Below are 19,362 nucleotides of genomic sequence, written 5' to 3'. Positions count from 1 at the left end.
TCTTTAGAGTTATTTACTTGCTTCTGCTTTTGACTGCTTTTGCTGTTCGATTTTCTGCATTTCAACCGAGATCTTTTGTTTTTCATGATCTGTGAGGCTGTCACTAAATTTAAAAGCAGACATAAAGACAAAGACTAAAATTAACGCAACAAACGGCCAGCTTGCTTTTAGGAATTTCATTTCTTCTCTTTCCCTCCGTTTTCTTTTAAGTGTTTAACTTTATCAGCGTGATCTACTTCAAAGAAAATGTGTCCGTCTTTTTCTTTCCAATCCGCATTCGTACCATTTGTCAGCATACGAATAATGGATTTTGATTCAAAAGATCCTGCTTTAACCGGAGCAGGTGTTGCTTCCTTGATGTACATTGGGACAACTTCAAATGTCGCTTTTCCATCTTCATTCAGATGATACTGAACAATTGCAGAATCACGTGTTCTTGACCAGCCTTGGTCAAAAATAAAGTTCCCTAAGCTATAGAAGATCGCCGTGCCGTTATAGACTTCCATTGGCTCAAGAACGTGCGGATGAGCACCGATAATGATATCAGCCCCAGCCTTTGACATCGCTCTTGCCAATTCTCTTTGTCTATCGTTTACCTCATTGTTGTACTCCTGTCCCCAGTGAGCATGAACAACGACGATATCTGCCTTTTCAGCAGCCTGCGAAATCATCGGAATAAAGATAGATGGATCGGCTGGCAAGATACCCGCCTGGCGATTCGTTGCTTTAAAATCTTTCCCATACACATCAGTAAAACCAAGTGTAGCGATTTTGACACCATTTACTTCTTTGTACGAAATGTTCTGCTTCGCATCCTGAAGGTTACGGCCTGCGCCTGTATAATCCATGTCAGCATGTTCAAAGGCACCAATCGTGTTGTTCAGCCCTTTTTCACCATAGTCTGCCGCATGGTTATTCGCAAAGTTTAATACAGAGAAATTCAAATCCTTCAACGCTTTGACAGAATCTTCGTCTGTTCTCAAATGAATATTCTTTTGTGCCGCTTGTTCCCGGTCTGATGCGACTGGATGCTCAAAGTTACCAGTCACATAATCTGACACATCAAAATATGGCTTGGCGTAGCGAAAGAGATGCTGTTTTCCATAACGGTCTGTTACTTTCTCTACGTTTCTTCCAAACATAATATCACCGACAAACGAAGCGGTCAGGATGTTTTCTGGATTCTTTTGTACAGTTGGCACTTGTGCCTTCCCGATAAACGTAAATAGAAATGTACAAGCAATGACAATCGGTAAAGCAATCAGTACATGTTTATTCGTCTTTTTCTTTTGGTTCTTTGTGATTTTCAGCAGCTTTTCCTGAAAGCTCAATTTTTTATTCATCATTGGACACACCTTATCTTAAAATAGATAGTAAACATACATGATGGCAAATGTTGCACCACTTAGAAGTAACGTGCTTCCAAGGGTAATCGTAAGACCTTGCTTTTGAATCGTATTCGCAATCAATCCAGGAACGATAATACCGATTCCGCGGAATTCTGCTATTTCAAACGGAACCACTGGATAGAAGAAATCAAATACAAGCTTTAAGGCAATCCCTGTAATCAGCATCGCAGCAAACTTTCTGCGTCCGTATAAAATCATAAATTTCGATAAACCAAAGCGCACGATGACATACGTAAGCAAGCTGACAGATAAGACAACTAAAATGAAGACTGGCTGGTTAAATACAAGCGCCAGATAACCTGGGACAACGAGTCCAGCTGGTACGATTCCTGTTTTTTCTGCAAAGATTAAACTAAGTAGAACACCTAAAATTAACGAGATATAAAGATCTGATCCGAACATTTTCTATATTTCCTCCTAGCTGACAAGCTGCTTAATTTTGTATTCTTGAATTTTTTCGATTAACGGTTCAGCGGCACCATGAATATTGCCGACTCCATAAACCACTCGATTATGAAGCTTTTTCTTAAGCATGTTCATAATTTCTTCTGTAGATTGATATTCAAGGTTGTGTAAGTGGTCAGCTGGAATTTTTCCATCCTCATATGCCTTCACAATTGGATCTGTTGTTTCACCAATTAAGACAAGATCACTTGCTTCAATATAAGGAAGTACATCCTCCGCAAACTGGATCGTTCTATCTACACGATCCGCACGGCAGTTCATGATAATAATCGGTTCATCTGTTGGATATCCAATTTCTTTCACACGCTTCCAAATGTTCAATGTAGATGATGCGTCATTTGCCGCAAAACCATTTACAAAGTGTCCAGGTGTTTTCGCGTCCATTAATGGAAGAATTCTCATCGCTCCTGGATCAGGCGGTGCATTTAACATTCCTCTGAATGCTGTATCTTCATCAATTCCTAATGCCTGTGCAACACCAAGTGCAAGTGAGGCATTATCTGGGAAGACCATGTACTCAAATTTCCGTAAATACTCATCAGAAATCTTGGAATTATCTGCAACAATGACTTCTGTATTGCGTTTTTTCGCAATCTCTTTAAAAAATTCCGTATATTCACTATCCGTAATAACCAAGTGTCCATTGTAAGGAATTGTCGCTGTAAAGGCTTCTGCTATTTCATCAAGTGTCGGCCCCATTACGTCCATATGATCTTCAAGAACGTTTACGATCACGCCAATATTCGCTTGAAGCAGCTCTTCCTGAAAGATAATTTGGTAATCTGGATTTACCGCCATACATTCACTGACGATGGCATTTGCTCCTCTTTCAACGGTTTCTCTCATAACTTCCTTCTGCTCACCGATATTCGGTCCTTGCGGTTTCCTTTTAATCGGTTTCTCCTCTGGCGTATCCCAATAAATCATTCTTGCATCTGTTCCCGTTGTTTTGCCGACAGTTTTATAACCTGCCTCCATTAAGATACCGGTTGTCAATCTTGTCACGGTAGACTTTCCGCGAATACCATTAATATTGACGCGCACCGGCAGGGCATCGATATTTTTCTGGTGACGCTTCTTTTCAATAAAGCCAATCCCTAACATGATGACACAGGCTATAACGATTAACCACATCGCTTATCTACATCTCCTTTTTTTATGAGTGTGATATGTAAATTCAATCAACAGTATATCTGTTCAGCATAAAATCACAATCGGTATTATGTAACATAATCTTTCACTTCCTCGTATGCCAAATTCCTCTAATCAGAAGGCGAATTTGCCTAGCCCCTCTTTAAATGAAAAGGCCAAAAGGCGGACAAAAATCGGCATGAATTTCGGCTTCTATCGAGAGAAAGCGTTACCATCAAGCATCAAAAAATCTTTTGTCCTTTTCTCCCTAAATTTTTTGACAATTATTAAGATGTATTTCGAATCAATGTTTTAAAGCCCTTTAAACTCTATAAGATCAGTCATATCAGCGCTTTAAATGAATAGTGCGTGTTCTGGAATGTTTTCAATTTTTGAAAGAACAGGTTAGAAAGTCATCCTCATCGGTCAGAACGCTACACGTTGACCTATGACAAAGGTCACCTCTAAAAAAATCAAGTCATATGCTTATTTTCAGGTCACAAAAAATTGGAATAAGATGTAAACTATTGATCATTTCGAAATACCTTCTTTTTACGATATTCACTCCTTATGGCCTAAACAATGAAACATTATTCATTTGTTTTTATCAAGATTCATCATTTCTTAACATTTTTAATATGATTTTAGTTGAAAGTTGTCAATTCATGTCATGCTTTCCCCAAAGGTGACGAATAAAATCAGCTTCTCCGCTTACACTAAGGTTAAAAAATCTGTGAGAGGAGGCTAAAGATGCCAAACAGCAATGAGCAAACACGGTTGCATTTTTTATCAGGCAGCTTCGAGGAAAAAATCCGGATTCTGAAAAAAACATTTCAGCAAAGCGGCGATTTTGAATACCGAGAGTTAATGGTGAATGAAACGAAATCTGTTCTGTTTTTTATTAAAACAAGAATAGATGAAGGCAAACTAAATGATTTCATTATCGGCAACTTGTTAGGTCCTCCTGGAAAGCAGGACTATACAAAGTCTCTTAGTGCACTTGAAACAGGTGATTTGACACTGATCACTGACAGTATTATTGCAGGAAGCATTGCCTTTCTTGATGAAAATTCCTCGCAGATGAAATTGTTTGCTGTTGGACAGCCGCCGCTGCGCTCTATTTCTGAGCCTTCTTCTGAAAGTATTATTGCGGGCGCACATGATGGATTTGTCGAAAGTTTAGATACTAATTTATATTTGCTGCGTTCACACTTAAATGATCGAAAACTGGCTATCCAATATCATAAGATTGGTACAAAATCTGAAACAAAGCTTGCGACTGTTTATATATCTGATATCGCTAATCAAGAAAAGGTAGAAGAGGTAAACAAACGGATTTCTTCTATTAAAGTAGACACGCTGCTAAGTCCTGGCTCTATTGTTGAGGCGATTGAGGATGATTCATTTTCTATTTTCCCGCAGCTTATTGATACAGAGCGCCCTGATAAGGTGAGATCTGCAATCCTTGAAGGGCGAATTGTGGTGATGATGGATGGCAGTCCGATGGCCATCATTCTTCCTGTCACCTTCTTTAGCTTCTTTCAATCACCTGATGATTATAATAGCCGCTGGATTCCGGCTACGTTTATCCGTGTTCTCCGCTATCTTGCCTGTATCATCGCAGTCATTTTGCCATCTTTTTATATCGCTGTCATTGGCTTTCATTATGAGGTCGTCCCAGATGAATTAGCCATAACGATGAAAAATTCAATTATCGGTATCCCATTTCCCCCTTTGATAGAAGCGATGCTAATGGAGATCACCATTGAACTCATACGCGAGGCAGGGGTACGTCTGCCAAAACCAATTGGTCAGACGATTGGAATTGTAGGAGGTTTGGTCATTGGGGATGCCGTTGTAAAAGCAGGACTCATTTCGAATGTTCTTATCGTTGTGGTCGCCGTGACCGCTGTTGCTTCCTTTGTTCTTCCTTCGTTTGAAATGACGTCTACCATCAGGATGCTGCGTTTCCCACTCATGTTCATGGCTTCAATGTTTGGCTTTATTGGCATTTCATTTGGACTAGCCATTGTCCTCATGAATTTATGCCGCCTAGAATCACTAGGTATACCGTACTTATCACCAGTTGCTCCCTTTAACTGGCAGGATTTAAAAGATACTGTGATACGACTGCCTATGTGGATGTACAAACGGCGCCCTGTTTATTTAAATCCGCAAAAGAAAAAACAAATTGAACAATTGAGAGGGTGGGAAAAGAAACATGAAAAATAAAATATCTCCATCTCAAGCGGTCTTTTTTATCATCCAATCTCAAATTGGTGTAGGGATTTTAGGACTTCCTCATCTGCTGATGAAGGATATGGGGCACGATGGGTGGATGGCAATTATTCTAGCCGGATTATTCATCCAAATCATCAACACCATTTTCATTTACATTATTTATAAATATCCTGACACATCTTTTTTCCAAACGTTAATCAACGTATTCGGAAAATGGATCGGTCGTACTTTGATAGTACTCTATACAGTATACTTTGCCTCAGTCTGCATTGTTGTTCTATCGATTTTCACAAGAATTCTTGGAATATGGGTGCTGCCGCTTACGCCAAATTGGGTCATTGATTTATTGCTGATGTTATGTATTGTCTACATCGCAAAGGAAAAGATCACAGCAATTGTCAGGTTTAACTTTATATTGACTCCCTTTTTGCTCATGCTGTCTCTATTGATGATTTATGCATTAAAAGGAACGAATATCGACTACCTCATGCCTTTTTTCCAAACAGATTTTTCTCAATTTCAAATTGGATTGAAGGACGTTGTTCTGTCCATGAATGGATTCGAGATGATTCTTATCATCTCTCCATTTATGAAGGGTACCACCAAGGAACGTTATAAGGTCATGACCATTTCCAATATATGCACAACCCTTTACTACCTATTTATCACATTAATTTGTTTTATGTTTTTCAGCCCAATTGAGCTTAATATCATTCCCAACCCTGTTCTCTATCTATTAAAGACCATGTCATTCGGTGTCATTGAGAGGACAGACTTAATTTTTCTCAGTTTTTGGGTGTTTAACATTCTTGCCACACTTAGCAATTATCTTTACTTTTGTGCAAATGGCGTATCCAGCATTTTGAAGAAAAAAGAGCATAAAAAATATGTCTATTATTTTGCCATTTTGATCTATGTCGCTAGCTGTTTTCTTGCAGAAGATAATTTTAGAATTCAGCGCTTTAATGACTTTACGACTTTTTCTCAATATTCAGTTATTTATACACTTCCGATCATTATGGCCATCACCATCTTGATCAAACATCGCAAAGGGAAGGTGAAATCACATGCGTCATAAGTACATACTGACGCTGCTTATGTGTATTTCTCTTATATTCATGCCTGGCTGCTGGGATCAGAATTTGTTAAAAAACATCTCTCTTGTCTTAACTTCAGCTGTCGATCAAGGAGAAGAAGACAATGCGAAATTCTCAATTACCTATCGAAAGGTGCAGCAGTCTCAAAGTATGGAGCAAGGAAATACAGGCAGCTATTCAACCACTGTTCTTACAACTGAAGCACCGACTTTAAGAAAAGCAAGGACCAACTTTAGCCGGATTGTCGACCAAAAAATTGATATATCGAAAATGCGGGTCATGCTGATCGGCGATGAATTTGCTCAAAATCGCCTTCTTCCCTATTTAGATATGTTTTATCGAGATCCCAAAAGCCCTTTACTCGCAAACCTTGCTGTGGTTCAAGGGGGAAGCTGTGTGGAATTGATCAACCAGCTGCTCAAGGAAAAACTTATTGTGAGCGACTATTTAAACAACTTAATCACTACCGCATCACAGTCCTCCCTAGTAGCACCTAAAAACATTCAAAATGTCCGGTCCAAAATGCTACAAACGGGAGAGGATTTCACACTGCCGTTACTTCACTTCGATCAATCAAAGCAGTTAATTAGTGTAAAAGGTGTAGCCCTATTTGATAATGAAAAAAAGAAAGGCGAACTGTACGGTCAAGATGCGATTCTGCTCACCGTGATGGACGGGAAAATGGGGAGCTATGCAACCTTCACAAAAAAAGTTGGAAGTAACATGAAATCTAAAGAAAACAATTATATTACCATTCAAGTGACAGGTGCTAAGAGAGATATCGAGATTGTGAATCCTGATCATCGAGATTTAACATTTTCTCTCAATTATGAATTCACGACCTCTGTACTCGAGTACCCGAAAGATAACCTAGATACAGATAAGACCATTGAAATGCTCAACAAAAGGCTTTCAGCCATTTTGACAAAAGAAGCCGAAAAAGTCGTTGCTGCGCTGCAAGAAGCAAATTCTGATGTCCTAAGCCTTGGCAGAAAATATCGAGTAAGACATTATGATGAGTATATGAAAATGAACTGGGTAACCGATTATCCAAAGGTGAAAATTATTCCAAAAATCAATGTGAATATTAAAAAAACAGGTATTACTAGCTAAGAAAAGGAAGAAGTCATCTTTCTTTTCTTTTTTTATTTTTTTAAGATTGTCATTTCGATACTTTCGTGATAATCTATCTATGTAAACGGTTACACATTCACGAAGGGAGGCACTCCATTGGCTACAATTAAAGATGTTGCAAAAGCCGCACAAGTGTCTGTTGCTACTGTTTCACGCGTGCTCAACGATACTGGATATGTCCATACAGATACGAAAACCCGCGTGACACAAGCGATGCAGGAGTTGAACTACTTTCCCAATGAAGTGGCTAGATCCCTTTTCAAAAGAGAATCCCGCTTAATCGGTTTGATTTTACCTGATATTACGAATCCCTTCTTCCCTCAGCTCGCTAGAGGCGTTGAGGACGAAATTCATGCGCATGGTTTTAGGTTATTATTTGGAAACAGTGATGAAGATCGAGAGAAGGAAATGGCCTATTTACAAACCTTTAAACAAAATCAAGTGGTCGGTGTCATCGCTGTCACAAACGAACCTGAATCAGATCTATACCATGCTGATGATTTACCGGTTGTGTTCTTAGATCGAACCGTTCCACATGCACCTTCTGTATCTGCAGATGCTGCAGCTGGCGGGAAAATGGCCGCAATGGAATTAATCAGGCGCGGCAGCCGGCAGATCACACTGCTAAAAGGACCTGCTCACCTTCAAACAGCGAGGCAGCGATTCAAGGGCGCACTCGATGTACTGACCGAAAAAGGTGTTGACTTTCATGTGATGTCTAATGCTTCGTTTTCTTTTCAAGAAGCCCGCAAGAGCGCCAAGGCTCTTTTCCAGCTGTACCCTGAAACAGATGGCATCATTGCCAGCAATGACATCGTTGCAACAGCAGTCATACACGAAGCACTTCGATTCGGAAAAACAATTCCAGATGATGTTCAAATCATTGGATTTGATGATATCCCGCAAAGTGAGCTGCTCTTCCCTTCCTTATCTACGATTCGGCAGCCTGCCTATGAAATGGGAAAAGAAGCGGCACATCTGTTAATTAAAGCGATTCAGAAACAACCTATAGATCAACCAGTCATTCAAATGCCCGTCTCTTTTATTGAACGAGAGACCACAAGAAAGGTGGATTCACAATGAGTCATATTGTCGTAGTAGGAAGCTGTTCTATGGATTTAGTCGTCACATCGGATAAACGGCCAAATGCCGGTGAAACAGTTTTAGGCGAATCATTTAAAACCGTCCCAGGCGGAAAAGGCGCCAATCAAGCAGTCGCAAGTGCCAGACTCGGTGCAGATGTATACATGGTCGGCCGGGTCGGTGATGACGCTTATGGTCAGGATATTGTCAGCAATCTACAAGATCAAGGGGTCCGCACCTCATATATGAAACCGGTTACCGAAATGGAAAGCGGCACCGCTCATATCATTTTAGCAGAAGGTGATAACAGCATTGTCGTGGTCAAAGGGGCAAATGACGAGGTCACTTCTGACTATGTAAGAGAGGCACTTTCTACAATAGATGATATTGGGATGGTGCTCATTCAGCAGGAAATACCTGAAGAAACGGTCGAGGCTGTATGCTCCATTTGCAGCGACAAAGAAATCCCTGTGATTTTAAACCCTGCACCTGCCCGCAAAGTCACACAGCAGATCTTAGACCAGGCTGCCTATATTACACCGAATGAACACGAAGCTGTTCTCATGTTTGATGGACTCCCAATTAAAGACGCTTTGCGTCAATACCCTAACAAATTACTGATTACAGAAGGGAAAAATGGGGTTCGATATTTTGACGGATTGAAAGAAGTGCTAGTTCCAGGCTTTCCAGTCGAAGCAGTTGATACAACAGGAGCAGGTGATACCTTTAACGGAGCCTTGGCTGTCGCCTTAACAGAAGGCAAATCTCTCTATGACGCGCTCGCCTTCGCCAACCTTGCAGCATCAATGTCTGTCACAAAGTTCGGTGCACAAGGCGGCATGCCAACAAGAGAAGAACTGGAGAGAAAGAAATGAAAAAAAACGGCATATTAAACAGTCATATCGCCAAGGTACTTGCTGACCTTGGTCATACAGATACAATCGTCATCGCAGACTGCGGTCTGCCGATTCCAGAAGGTCCAGTCAAAATCGACCTGGCGTTATCAATCGGCACACCGTCCTTCCAGGAGGTCACCTCCCTCCTTCTTCAGGAAATGGCGGTTGAAAACATGACTGTGGCTAGTGAAATCAAAGAAGCCAATGAGCGAGATCATCTATTTCTAAAGAAAGCGTTCTCACAGCCAATACATGATGTAGACCACGAGACGTTCAAAGACATGACCAAACAGGCAAAAGCAGTCATTCGAACGGGTGAAGCCACCCCATACGCAAACTGCATTCTTCATGCCGGTGTCATCTTTTAAAAGGAGGAGCCAGATATGAACATTGAGATGCATAACATCCATAAGGCCTTTGGAAAAAACACCGTTCTTTCCGGGGTCTCCTTTGACCTCGTCACAGGTGAGGTCCACGCGCTCATGGGCGAAAATGGCGCGGGAAAATCAACTTTAATGAACCTGCTCACAGGTCTTTATTCATTAGATCAAGGAACGATTCAAATCGACGGAAAAGAAACCGCTTTCAAAAATCCGAAGGAAGCCGAACAACACGGCATCGCCTTTATTCATCAGGAGCTCAACATCTGGCCGGATATGACCGTCTTGGAGAACCTATTCATCGGGAAAGAAATCTATACGAAGTTTGGATTGCTAGACACAAAGAAAATGAAGGTTCTTGCCCAAAGCCAGCTGGATCGATTGTCTGTGAACCTCTCGCTTGATCAAGAGGCAGGCAGCTGCTCTGTTGGGCAAAAACAGATGATTGAAATTGCAAAGGCATTAATGACGGATGCGAAGGTCATCATCATGGATGAGCCAACAGCTGCTCTAACGGACCGTGAGATTGAAAAGCTCTTTCAGGTCATTGAATCTCTCAAAAAAGAAGACGTATCCATTGTCTATATTTCTCACCGTATGGAGGAAATCTTTGCGATCTGTGACCGGATTACCATCATGCGCGATGGGAAAACGGTCGATACGAAAGCCATACCTGAAACAAATTTCCATGAGGTTGTCAAAAAAATGGTCGGCCGTGAATTAACAGATCGATACCCTGAGAGAACGCCTTCTCTAGGAGATATTGTCCTTGAAGTGAAGCAAGCGACAAGAAAAGGACAATTTCAAGATATCAGTTTCTCCGTTAAAGCTGGAGAAATCGTCGGTGTTGCAGGCTTAATGGGCGCTGGCAGGACCGAAATGATGCGGGCGCTGTTTGGTCTTGATCCTCTTGATCAAGGTGAAATCTGGGTCCATGGAAAAAAGGCTATCATTAAAAAACCAAGTGATGCAGTCAAGCTCGGCATCGGCTTTATCACAGAGGATCGCAAAGATGAAGGACTCATGCTGGATGCATCCATCCGAGAAAACATTGGTCTGCCAAACTTAGAAAGCTTCTCTCCAAAAGGACTGATTGATAAAAAAAACGAACAGGATTTTGTCGATCTGCTCATCAAAAGACTGACGATTAAAACGGCTTCCTCTGAAATATCTGCTCGAAGTCTCTCTGGTGGAAATCAGCAAAAAGTCGTCATCGCCAAATGGATCGGCATCCAGCCAAAGGTCTTAATTTTAGATGAACCGACAAGAGGTGTCGATGTCGGAGCGAAACGAGAAATCTACCAGTTAATGAATGAACTGACTGATCGAGGTGTTGCCATTTTAATGGTCTCCTCTGAGCTCCCAGAAGTTCTAGGGATGAGCGATCGAGTGCTTGTCATTCATGAAGGAACCATCAGCGGAGAATTAAATAAAGCAGAAGCAACACAAGAACGAATTATGACACTTGCTACAGGAGGGAAGTAACATGAAACCACTTACTTCAAATGGACGATTTGACAACATCATGCAAAAGCTTGGGCCATTCTTAGGACTCATCATCCTTGTCGCCATTGTTTCTATTTTAAACCCGGCCTTTTTAGAGCCATTAAACATCTTAAACTTACTGAGACAAATCTCCATTAATGCCCTCATTGCCTTTGGAATGACGTTTGTTATTTTAACCGGAGGAATTGATTTGTCTGTCGGTGCCATTTTAGCACTTTCTAGTGCTCTGACTGCCGGATTTATCGTGTCTGGTATGGACCCGATTTTAGCTATTATTGTTGGCTGTATCATCGGCGCTATTCTTGGGATGGTCAACGGTCTTTTAATCACAAAAGGAAAAATGGCCCCTTTTATCGCAACACTTGCCACGATGACAATTTTCAGAGGATTAACACTTGTTTATACAGACGGAAATCCGATTACAGGACTCGGTTCTAACTATGCCTTTCAGTTATTCGGCCGCGGATATTTCTTAGGCATTCCTGTTCCAGCGATCACGATGCTTCTCACCTTTATCGTACTTTGGGTGCTGCTTCATAAAACACCTTTCGGCAGAAGAACGTATGCCATCGGCGGAAATGAAAAAGCTGCGCTCATTTCAGGAATCAAAGTACCGCGCGTAAAAATTATGATCTATTCATTGGCAGGTTTCATGTCTGCTTTAGCAGGTGCCATTTTGACCTCTCGCCTAAACTCAGCTCAGCCAACAGCTGGCACATCCTATGAGCTTGATGCGATTGCTGCTGTTGTACTTGGCGGGACAAGCCTGTCTGGCGGAAGAGGGCGAATTGTCGGCACACTGATCGGGGTGCTCATCATCGGTGTCCTGAACAATGGTATGAACTTACTTGGTGTATCATCATTCTATCAATCTGTTGTGAAAGGGATTGTCATCTTGATTGCAGTCCTACTAGACAGAAAGAAATCTGCTTAAGGAGGCAGCTGCTATGAAAAAATATCTCATTCTCATTCTGACTCTCTCATTATTCATGCTTTCTGCCTGCTCGCTAGAACCGCCAGAGTGGGCCAAATCAACAAAAGATGGGGAGAAAAAAGACATCAAAATCGGGCTGTCGATCTCGACCTTAAATAACCCATTCTTCGTTTCTCTCAAAAACGGTGTGACGAAAGAAGCGAAAAAGCTCGGCATCGAAGTGGTCATTGCCGATGCACAAAATGATTCAGCTAAACAAACAAGTGACGTAGAAGATTTAATTCAGCAAGGGGTCGACGCATTACTCATCAACCCAGCGGATTCATCTGCCATATCAACTGCTGTCGAATCAGCGAATGCTTCAGATATTCCTGTCATCACATTAGACCGCTCAGCAGAAAGCGGTAAGGTAGAAGCACTGGTCGCCTCAGATAATGTCAAAGGCGGCGAAATGGCAGCTAACTTTATCATCGACAAGGTCGGTAAAGGAGCAAAAGTTGCTGAATTAGAAGGTGTACCAGGCGCTTCCGCTACACGTGAGCGCGGAAAAGGATTCCATCAAATAGCGGATAAAGATCTAAAAGTGACAGCAAAACAAGCGGCTGACTTCGATCGGACAAAAGGATTGAACGTCATGGAAAACCTCCTTCAAGGAAACCCTGACATCAAAGCCGTTTTTGCCCACAATGATGAAATGGCACTTGGCGCTCTAGAGGCGATCCAAAGCTCTGGGAAAGACATTCTCGTCGTTGGCTTTGACGGAAACGAAGATGCACTCAACTCGATCAAAGCAGGAAAATTATCTGCAACAGTCGCCCAGCAGCCAGAGCTGATCGGGAAACTAGCAGTCGGCGCTGCAAACGACGTCTTAAAAGGGGAAAAAGTAGAAAAGAACATCGCAGCGCCACTGAAACTAGAACAGAAAAAATAAACATAAAACCCCCGATTTCCCTCGGGGGTTTTTCCTATTATTCTGGTCTTTTCAGCACAAATGACGTCCCTAAATGAGCATAATCATTTCCCGCTAAACGGGCGACTGGCTTCAATTCATGAGTCGAAACATATCCTTTTTCCGCATCATAAACAGCCTCATCTACATGCGCACACACAACCCGGCCAATGATATGATCGACTGTGATCTCCCCTTCATCATTTTGAAAGGTGAGATGCTTTTCGAGCTGACATTCAAAGCGAATGCGCGCTTCCTTTATCCCCGGCACTGAAACGACATGGCTCTTTACTTGATGAAGACCGGTTCGATCCAGCTCACTCTCTTCCTGCGGCAGCGTAGCAGCTGTTTCATTAATATCTTCTATCATCGCTTCATCACTCACATGGACCACAAATTCTTCTCTGTCAATAATATGCTGTGCTGTGTCTTTCATTTGTCCTTCGCGTCGTCCAATAGAAACTGCGAGGAGCGGCGGGTGTCCGCTGATGACATTAAAGAAACTAAATGGTGCGGCATTGACGACATCATCTTTAGACAGACTTGTAATAAACGCAATCGGTCTTGGAACAATAGAGCCAGATAATAATTTATATGCTTCTTTCCGTGACAGCTGATCCACTTGCAACGTAATCAATTCAGACACGCCTCCTTTTGGTGTAACGACATCATACCATACCCTTTTTCTATGCCTTTGATTCCGACTCGGTGCGATGCAGGATATGGTGGACAAGATGAAATAAAGCAGGATTATGATTTTCTCGTCTATAGGAAATCGTCCATTCCGCCAGAAGCTGTTCACCTTCAATGGACCGATACTCAACATCTAGGTTAAATAAACGCCGGGCTGATTTTGGAATGACCGCAATGCCGATACCCGCTGTGACAAGGCCAATGACCATTTGATATTCCGCCGCTTCCTGCACGATATTCGGAGAAAATCCGTACTTTTCACATAGCAGTACAAAGTGCTGATAAAGGGACGGCCATGATTGCTTTGATAAAGAAATAATCGGTTCATGACGGATATCTTCGATTGTGACTGCCTCTTTTTTCGCCAGCGGATGATTTTTCGGAATCGCAAAAATACATTCACTTTGCTTCATCAAACGGCTGACCAGTTCTTCATGCGGAGATGTAGGATGTAAAAAACCGATATCAATCTCCCCATTTAAAAGCGCCCCTAGCTGCTGCGGAACAGAAAGCTGCTTCAGTTCAATACTGACAGAGGGATACAGCTCTCTGAATTCGCGTACAACTGGCGGCAGAATATCATACGTCGCTGTTCCCACAAACCCTATGATAATTTTCCCCAGCTCTCCTCTTGCTGTATGCCGGGCATGATCAACGGCTTTATCAAGCTGCTGCAGCACCCCCCGCACCTCATGTAAAAAGACCTTTCCTGCAGCTGTTAACTCCACCACTCGCTTCGACCGGTGAAACAAAGGAAACCCCAATTCTTCTTCAAACTGCTTAATTTGCTGACTAAGTGGAGGCTGTGTCATATTCAACCGTGCGGCTGCTCTGCCAAAATGCAGCTCCTCCGCTACTGTGACAAAATACTGCAAATGTCTCAGTTCCATCCTTTCACCCCTCGCACACTTATTCGTGAAACATATCAAAACCACGTTAAACATATATTGGAAATCTTACTTTTTGAAATGTATAGTAAATCATATCATGAAAATATATTTTCATAAAAAATTTTACTTGCCGAAAGGAGTGCGGGGTAAATGAATTCTCAAGCACAACCCCTAACAAGACGAGGAGCAGAATTGATTGTCGATACGCTGATTGCTCAAGGTGTGACCCACGTTTTTGCGATTCCAGGTGCAAAAATTGACGCCGTATTTGATGTATTAAAAGACAGAGGTCCAGAACTTGTCCTATGCAGACACGAACAAAATGCAGCCTTTATGGCAGCCGCTGTCGGCCGCTTAACCGGCAAACCAGGTGTTTGTCTCGTCACATCAGGTCCTGGTGCATCTAATTTAGCGACAGGTCTATTAACAGCCAATACAGAAGGTGACCCTGTTGTTGCAATCGCTGGAAACGTCATTCGTGCGGATCGGCTCAAACGAACACATCAATCACTCGACAATGCGGCATTATTCAAACCAGTTACAAAATACAGTGTTGAAGTACAAGACGTTCATAATATACCCGAAGCCTTAACAAATGCTTTTCGCGCGGCACAAAAGGGGCAGGCTGGAGCAGCATTTATCAGCTTTCCACAAGATGTCGTGACAGAACACACCACACAAACACCAGTGTCTGCTCACCCTTCTCCAGAACTAGGTCCTGCACCAGATGCTCTCATCAGTTCGGCCATTGCCAAAATTCAAAATGCACACTTACCTGTTGCGATTGTGGGAATGAAAGCAAGTCGTCCAGCTGCTGCAAACGCCACAAGAACATTATTGAAAACACTTGGGATTCCATTTGTCGAAACGTACCAAGGAGCCGGCGTTCTCTCAAGAGAGCTTGAGTCTCAATATGTAGGCAGAATCGGCTTATTCCGTAACCAGCCGGGGGATCTACTCATTGAACAAGCAGATGTCCTTTTGACCATCGGCTTTGATCCAATTGAATATGATCCGAAGCATTGGAATATTCAGCCGCAGCAGCGCCAGATCATCCATGTGGATGACATGCAGGCAGATATTGATCATTTTTATGAGCCAGCGCTTGAGCTTGTCGGCAATATAGCTGAAACCGTTAAACATCTAGCCCATGACAGTGTTCCACTTTCTCTATGCAAAGAACAAATTGAATTAGTCACTGAATTACAGGAACTGTTATGCGACATCGAAAAAGCACCGAAAAGAGAAAGTCATCTATCTCACCCGCTGGATGTCATTCATACATTAAGACGCCAGATTCCTGATGACACGAAAGTGACATGTGATATCGGATCGCACGCGATTTGGATGTCTCGTCACTTCCGCGTCTATGAGCCAAACACATTTCTCGTGAGCAACGGCATGCAAACATTAGGCGTTGCCTTACCGTGGGCAATTGCGGCTTCCATACTGAATCCAGATGAAAAGATCATTTCGGTCTCAGGTGATGGCGGTTTTCTCTTCTCTGCAATGGAGCTAGAAACAGCCGTCCGCATGAAAACCAATCTCGTTCACCTTGTTTGGAATGACAGCACATACGACATGGTGGCGTTTCAGCAGGAAATGAAATATGACCGCACATCCTGCGTTGAATTCGGGCAGATCGATTTAGTGAAATATGCGGAAAGCTTTGGAGCGACTGGATTACGGGTTAACTCACCTGAAGAGCTTTCAACTGTCCTTCAAAAGGGTATAAACATAGAAGGACCCGTTATTATTGATATTCCGATTGACTATCAAGACAACCCAGACCTCGCCAGTCAAAAATGGCCAGAAGTCTTTCGCGCAAAACACACAATGAACGTCAGATAAGACTTCGATACATTACATTAAAGGAGTGAGCGGATATGGGTATGATGCACCCAATGAATCAACAGAACGACACAAGACAACATGACAAACAGCAAGAGGTTTATCAAGTATCAACGATGACCTCTTTGCTGGAAGCCGTATATGATGGAGATTTCTCCCTTGCACATATTCCTGAACACGGTGATTTCGGCATTGGTACATTCAATCAATTAGATGGAGAGCTGATTGGCTTTGACGGCGCATTTTATCGACTGCGCTCGGATGGAACAGCGACACCGGTTACCGATCAAGACTATTCACCATTCTGCTCTCTAGCATTCTTTGAAACAGATATCGTTCATCGAATTGATGCAACCATGACGAGCAAAGAGCTAGAAGAAGAAATCGACCGCATTTTACCTAGTAAGAATGTTTTTTATGCGATCCGCATTGATGGATCATTCAAAAAGGTTCAAACACGTACGGTCGAAAAACAGAAAAAACCTTACGTTCCGATGGTGGAAGCAGTCAAGTCACAGCCCATCTTCGATTTCGAGGATATTCAAGGAACGATCGCTGGTTTCCGTACACCGCAGTACGCACATGGTATTGCGGTGAGTGGATATCATCTTCATTTCATTGATGACGATCGAAGTGTCGGCGGACACGTATTTGATTACACCGTTGATCAAGTGACCATCCGAATTTCTCAAAAACGTCATATGAATTTACATCTGCCAAATACGCAGGAATTCTTCAAAGCAGACATTGATCGAGCTGACCTCGCACAGCAAATTGCCAGTGCGGAAAGCAGTCCAGATCAATAAAATAAAGACACCTCGGTGATTCCGGGGTGTCTTTTTATGCAAAAAGACTACTTATCATTTCATGTCATTTCATTTCGTTAGTAAATTGAAACTCAATCATTCTATTCGTAATGAAATATGATAAAATATCAACAGAAGAAAGGTGGTCATATGATGTCCAACGACTATAGCATTTCGAACCTAACATTAGATGAAAGGGATAAACAAATTTTATCTCTATTACACGAGGACGGGCGTATGTCCTATACAGATCTCGGGAAACAAGTCGGTCTTTCACGTGTAGCTGTGCAAGCCCGCATTCAGCAGCTGATTGAAGCAGGCGTCATTGAACGATTCACAACTGTCATCAATCCTGCTAAGATCGGCATTCATGTTTCTGTCTTCTTTAATGTAGAGGTTGAGCCGAAATTTTTAGAAGCAGTAGCCCTTCAGCTTGAGCAGGAAACAGCTGTCACAAGCCTTTATCACATGACAGGGCCAAGCAAGCTGCATATGCATGGCATTTTTCAAAATGAACAAGAAATGGAAACATTCCTGACAAAAAAGCTATACCCGCTAGAAGGCGTCGTGAGTGTGGACTGCCAAATGCTCATTAAACGGTACAAAAGCCGAATGGGCATGAAATTGTAGACAGGAGTTGAAGCACTTGCAATCATATATCGAACTCATCATCGCTATGATGCGAACCGGTATTCTCGGTTTTGGCGGAGGTCCCTCCGTCATACCGCTCATTCGCCATGAGGCGGTGGTGAAATATCAATGGATCAATGATGACGAGTTTGGAGAAACACTCGCCATCGCCAATGCATTACCAGGTCCGATTGCGACCAAAATGTCGGCATATCTCGGCTATCGATTGAAGGGTGTATCCGGCGCAATTGTCGCAACAGCTGCTCATATTTTACCGACATGTCTCGCCATGGTGGCACTCGTCACACTTGTCAGCGTCTTAAGCTCCTCACAAATCATTCAAAATATGATTGGCGCCGTGACACCAGTTATTGCCGTCCTGCTCGGGATCATGGCATACGAGTTTGGACAAAAAACGCTGAAAGGCTTCGGAATGATCTTCGGGATCGCTCTGTTCCTCCTTGCCTTTATCGGACTGCAGGTGCTGTCCATTCATCCAGGAATCATTGTCATCATCTTTTTATTCTATGGCGCTTTTCATTTCAAACTGAAACAACGCTGGAATCGAACAAATAAAGAGAAAGGAGTGTCTTCATGATGCTGATTCTCTTTTTATTCTGGGCATTCTTCTTGTCCAATCTATTAGGATATGGCGGAGGACCTGCATCCATCCCGCTTAATTATGAAGAAATCGTCAATCATTTTCATTGGATGACGAACGAAGGGTTCTCCAATATGCTTGCTTTAGCCAATGCACTGCCAGGACCAATTGCTACGAAGATCGCAGCATATGTCGGCTATGACGTCATGGGCTGGCCGGGCTTTATCGTGGCACTGCTTGCAACTGTACTTCCATCAGCCATTGGATTGATTTTATTGCTCAAGCTGATTGACCGCTTTCGCCAATCCCCTGTCGTAAAAGGCATGACCTTATCCGTACAGCCTGTCATTGCGATGATGATGCTTTTATTAACATGGGAAATCGGCGGAGATGCAGTGAAAGCCATCGGCTGGACGCAATCACTCGCCATTGCCGCGATCTCCTTTTTCTTTATGAGCAAATTCAAAATGCACCCTGCCTTCCTCATTGTGGCTGCCTTTTTATATGGCGGATTCATTCTGCCGCATTAAAAAAACCGATAACATGACCTGTTATCGGTTACAAATTGTTGACAAAGGGCTAAAATGATCTTTATTTTAGCCCTTTGTCTTCTTTTCAGTGTGATTGAAAACCTTTGAAGTCTAGGAAGGACGAGCACCGAAGCAG

The 19,362-nt window shown here is 42.5% G+C and carries 20 protein-coding genes; 14 read left to right on the top strand and 6 right to left on the bottom strand.

What is annotated here, in order from left to right; genetic code table 11:
• Positions 1–9: 9 nt before the first annotated feature.
• Genes edmS through pgsB form a run of 4 tightly spaced genes read right to left on the bottom strand, consistent with a single transcriptional unit; the run spans position 10 to position 3,008 of the window.
• Positions 10–180: an extrachromosomal elements maintenance protein EdmS gene (gene edmS, locus C6W21_RS19040; protein ID WP_008343253.1), complete on the bottom strand. Its 171-nt coding sequence runs from the start codon at positions 178–180 to the stop codon at positions 10–12.
• Positions 177–1,343: a CapA family protein gene (locus C6W21_RS12255; RefSeq protein WP_106056376.1), complete on the bottom strand. Its 1,167-nt coding sequence runs from the start codon at positions 1,341–1,343 to the stop codon at positions 177–179. Before C6W21_RS12255 ends, edmS begins: the two co-directional genes overlap by 4 nt.
• Before the next feature lie 18 nt (positions 1,344–1,361).
• On the bottom strand, positions 1,362–1,811 hold the full coding sequence (gene pgsC, locus C6W21_RS12250; RefSeq protein WP_012011488.1) for a poly-gamma-glutamate biosynthesis protein PgsC: 450 nt from the start codon (positions 1,809–1,811) through the stop codon (positions 1,362–1,364).
• 15 nt (positions 1,812–1,826) lie between these two features.
• Positions 1,827–3,008, bottom strand: a complete 1,182-nt coding sequence (pgsB, locus tag C6W21_RS12245; RefSeq protein WP_106050590.1) for a poly-gamma-glutamate synthase PgsB — start codon at positions 3,006–3,008, stop codon at positions 1,827–1,829.
• Positions 3,009–3,755: 747 nt separating this feature from the next.
• Between pgsB and C6W21_RS12240 the strand changes: the two genes are divergently transcribed.
• The 9 genes from C6W21_RS12240 (at position 3,756) to rbsB (ending at position 13,207) form a co-directional block, all read left to right on the top strand.
• Positions 3,756–5,237: a spore germination protein gene (locus tag C6W21_RS12240; RefSeq protein WP_106056374.1), complete on the top strand. Its 1,482-nt coding sequence runs from the start codon at positions 3,756–3,758 to the stop codon at positions 5,235–5,237.
• Positions 5,227–6,324, top strand: coding sequence for a GerAB/ArcD/ProY family transporter (locus C6W21_RS12235; protein ID WP_106056372.1), 1,098 nt, complete (start codon positions 5,227–5,229; stop codon positions 6,322–6,324). The genes C6W21_RS12240 and C6W21_RS12235 overlap by 11 nt, the downstream gene beginning before the upstream one ends.
• Positions 6,314–7,456, top strand: a complete 1,143-nt coding sequence (locus C6W21_RS12230) for a Ger(x)C family spore germination protein (RefSeq protein WP_106050587.1) — start codon at positions 6,314–6,316, stop codon at positions 7,454–7,456. The genes C6W21_RS12235 and C6W21_RS12230 overlap by 11 nt, the downstream gene beginning before the upstream one ends.
• A 117-nt stretch (positions 7,457–7,573) precedes the next feature.
• Complete coding sequence (locus C6W21_RS12225; protein WP_106050586.1) at positions 7,574–8,560, top strand: LacI family DNA-binding transcriptional regulator; 987 nt, start codon at positions 7,574–7,576, stop codon at positions 8,558–8,560.
• Entirely contained in the window at positions 8,557–9,435 is an 879-nt protein-coding gene (gene rbsK / locus C6W21_RS12220) for a ribokinase (protein ID WP_106050585.1), read from the top strand. The genes C6W21_RS12225 and rbsK overlap by 4 nt, the downstream gene beginning before the upstream one ends.
• Positions 9,432–9,824 carry a D-ribose pyranase gene (gene rbsD, locus C6W21_RS12215; RefSeq protein WP_106050584.1) on the top strand — a complete coding sequence of 131 codons (393 nt, stop codon included), beginning with the start codon at positions 9,432–9,434 and terminating at the stop codon, positions 9,822–9,824. The genes rbsK and rbsD overlap by 4 nt, the downstream gene beginning before the upstream one ends.
• A gap of 15 nt (positions 9,825–9,839) precedes the next feature.
• A complete protein-coding gene (locus C6W21_RS12210; RefSeq protein WP_106050583.1) occupies positions 9,840–11,321 on the top strand; it encodes a sugar ABC transporter ATP-binding protein in 1,482 nt (493 codons plus the stop codon).
• Position 11,322: 1 nt separating this feature from the next.
• Positions 11,323–12,276, top strand: coding sequence for a ribose ABC transporter permease RbsC (gene rbsC, locus C6W21_RS12205; protein WP_003215300.1), 954 nt, complete (start codon positions 11,323–11,325; stop codon positions 12,274–12,276).
• Between the two features lie 13 nt (positions 12,277–12,289).
• Positions 12,290–13,207 carry a ribose ABC transporter substrate-binding protein RbsB gene (gene rbsB / locus C6W21_RS12200; RefSeq protein ID WP_106056370.1) on the top strand — a complete coding sequence of 306 codons (918 nt, stop codon included), beginning with the start codon at positions 12,290–12,292 and terminating at the stop codon, positions 13,205–13,207.
• A gap of 37 nt (positions 13,208–13,244) precedes the next feature.
• On the opposite strand, the gene C6W21_RS12195 is transcribed toward rbsB, so the two are convergent.
• Positions 13,245–13,862: a flavin reductase family protein gene (locus C6W21_RS12195; RefSeq protein ID WP_106050580.1), complete on the bottom strand. Its 618-nt coding sequence runs from the start codon at positions 13,860–13,862 to the stop codon at positions 13,245–13,247.
• A gap of 49 nt (positions 13,863–13,911) precedes the next feature.
• Entirely contained in the window at positions 13,912–14,808 is an 897-nt protein-coding gene (alsR, locus tag C6W21_RS12190) for an acetoin biosynthesis transcriptional regulator AlsR (RefSeq protein WP_106050579.1), read from the bottom strand.
• Between the two features lie 150 nt (positions 14,809–14,958).
• Between alsR and alsS the strand changes: the two genes are divergently transcribed.
• From alsS to chrA, 5 genes are all read left to right on the top strand, one after another.
• Entirely contained in the window at positions 14,959–16,659 is a 1,701-nt protein-coding gene (alsS, locus tag C6W21_RS12185) for an acetolactate synthase AlsS (protein ID WP_106050578.1), read from the top strand.
• A 35-nt stretch (positions 16,660–16,694) separates the two neighbouring features.
• Complete coding sequence (gene budA, locus C6W21_RS12180) at positions 16,695–17,465, top strand: acetolactate decarboxylase (RefSeq protein ID WP_106050577.1); 771 nt, start codon at positions 16,695–16,697, stop codon at positions 17,463–17,465.
• A gap of 153 nt (positions 17,466–17,618) precedes the next feature.
• Positions 17,619–18,095: a chromate efflux transcriptional regulator ChrS gene (chrS, locus tag C6W21_RS12175; RefSeq protein WP_106056368.1), complete on the top strand. Its 477-nt coding sequence runs from the start codon at positions 17,619–17,621 to the stop codon at positions 18,093–18,095.
• A 7-nt stretch (positions 18,096–18,102) separates the two neighbouring features.
• On the top strand, positions 18,103–18,693 hold the full coding sequence (chrB, locus tag C6W21_RS12170; protein ID WP_189318186.1) for a chromate efflux transporter ChrB: 591 nt from the start codon (positions 18,103–18,105) through the stop codon (positions 18,691–18,693).
• Positions 18,693–19,226, top strand: a complete 534-nt coding sequence (chrA, locus tag C6W21_RS12165; protein WP_106050967.1) for a chromate efflux transporter ChrA — start codon at positions 18,693–18,695, stop codon at positions 19,224–19,226. The genes chrB and chrA overlap by 1 nt, the downstream gene beginning before the upstream one ends.
• The last annotated feature ends 136 nt before the right edge of the window (positions 19,227–19,362 follow it).

The sequence above is a fragment of the Bacillus sp. NMCN1 genome (assembly GCF_002998085.1).
Lineage (GTDB): Bacteria > Bacillota > Bacilli > Bacillales > Bacillaceae > Bacillus.
The sequence above is the reverse complement of the archived record's forward strand: the minus strand, read 5'-3'. Positions and strand labels throughout refer to the sequence as shown.

Bases quoted from the DNA above. Each gene is read 5' to 3' on its own strand.
- C6W21_RS12230 (WP_106050587.1), top strand. From the start codon at position 6,314: ATGCGTCATAAGTACATACTGACGCTGCTTATGTGTATTTCTCTTATA.
- edmS (WP_008343253.1), bottom strand. From the start codon at position 180: ATGAAATTCCTAAAAGCAAGCTGGCCGTTTGTTGCGTTAATTTTAGTC.
- rbsC (WP_003215300.1), top strand. From the start codon at position 11,323: ATGAAACCACTTACTTCAAATGGACGATTTGACAACATCATGCAAAAG.
- chrA (WP_106050967.1), top strand. From the start codon at position 18,693: ATGCTGATTCTCTTTTTATTCTGGGCATTCTTCTTGTCCAATCTATTA.
- chrS (WP_106056368.1), top strand. From the start codon at position 17,619: ATGTCCAACGACTATAGCATTTCGAACCTAACATTAGATGAAAGGGAT.
- budA (WP_106050577.1), top strand. From the start codon at position 16,695: ATGGGTATGATGCACCCAATGAATCAACAGAACGACACAAGACAACAT.
- C6W21_RS12210 (WP_106050583.1), top strand. From the start codon at position 9,840: ATGAACATTGAGATGCATAACATCCATAAGGCCTTTGGAAAAAACACC.
- C6W21_RS12235 (WP_106056372.1), top strand. From the start codon at position 5,227: ATGAAAAATAAAATATCTCCATCTCAAGCGGTCTTTTTTATCATCCAA.
- alsR (WP_106050579.1), bottom strand. From the start codon at position 14,808: ATGGAACTGAGACATTTGCAGTATTTTGTCACAGTAGCGGAGGAGCTG.
- C6W21_RS12240 (WP_106056374.1), top strand. From the start codon at position 3,756: ATGCCAAACAGCAATGAGCAAACACGGTTGCATTTTTTATCAGGCAGC.
- alsS (WP_106050578.1), top strand. From the start codon at position 14,959: ATGAATTCTCAAGCACAACCCCTAACAAGACGAGGAGCAGAATTGATT.
- pgsC (WP_012011488.1), bottom strand. From the start codon at position 1,811: ATGTTCGGATCAGATCTTTATATCTCGTTAATTTTAGGTGTTCTACTT.
- C6W21_RS12255 (WP_106056376.1), bottom strand. From the start codon at position 1,343: ATGAATAAAAAATTGAGCTTTCAGGAAAAGCTGCTGAAAATCACAAAG.
- rbsK (WP_106050585.1), top strand. From the start codon at position 8,557: ATGAGTCATATTGTCGTAGTAGGAAGCTGTTCTATGGATTTAGTCGTC.
- rbsB (WP_106056370.1), top strand. From the start codon at position 12,290: ATGAAAAAATATCTCATTCTCATTCTGACTCTCTCATTATTCATGCTT.
- pgsB (WP_106050590.1), bottom strand. From the start codon at position 3,008: ATGTGGTTAATCGTTATAGCCTGTGTCATCATGTTAGGGATTGGCTTT.
- rbsD (WP_106050584.1), top strand. From the start codon at position 9,432: ATGAAAAAAAACGGCATATTAAACAGTCATATCGCCAAGGTACTTGCT.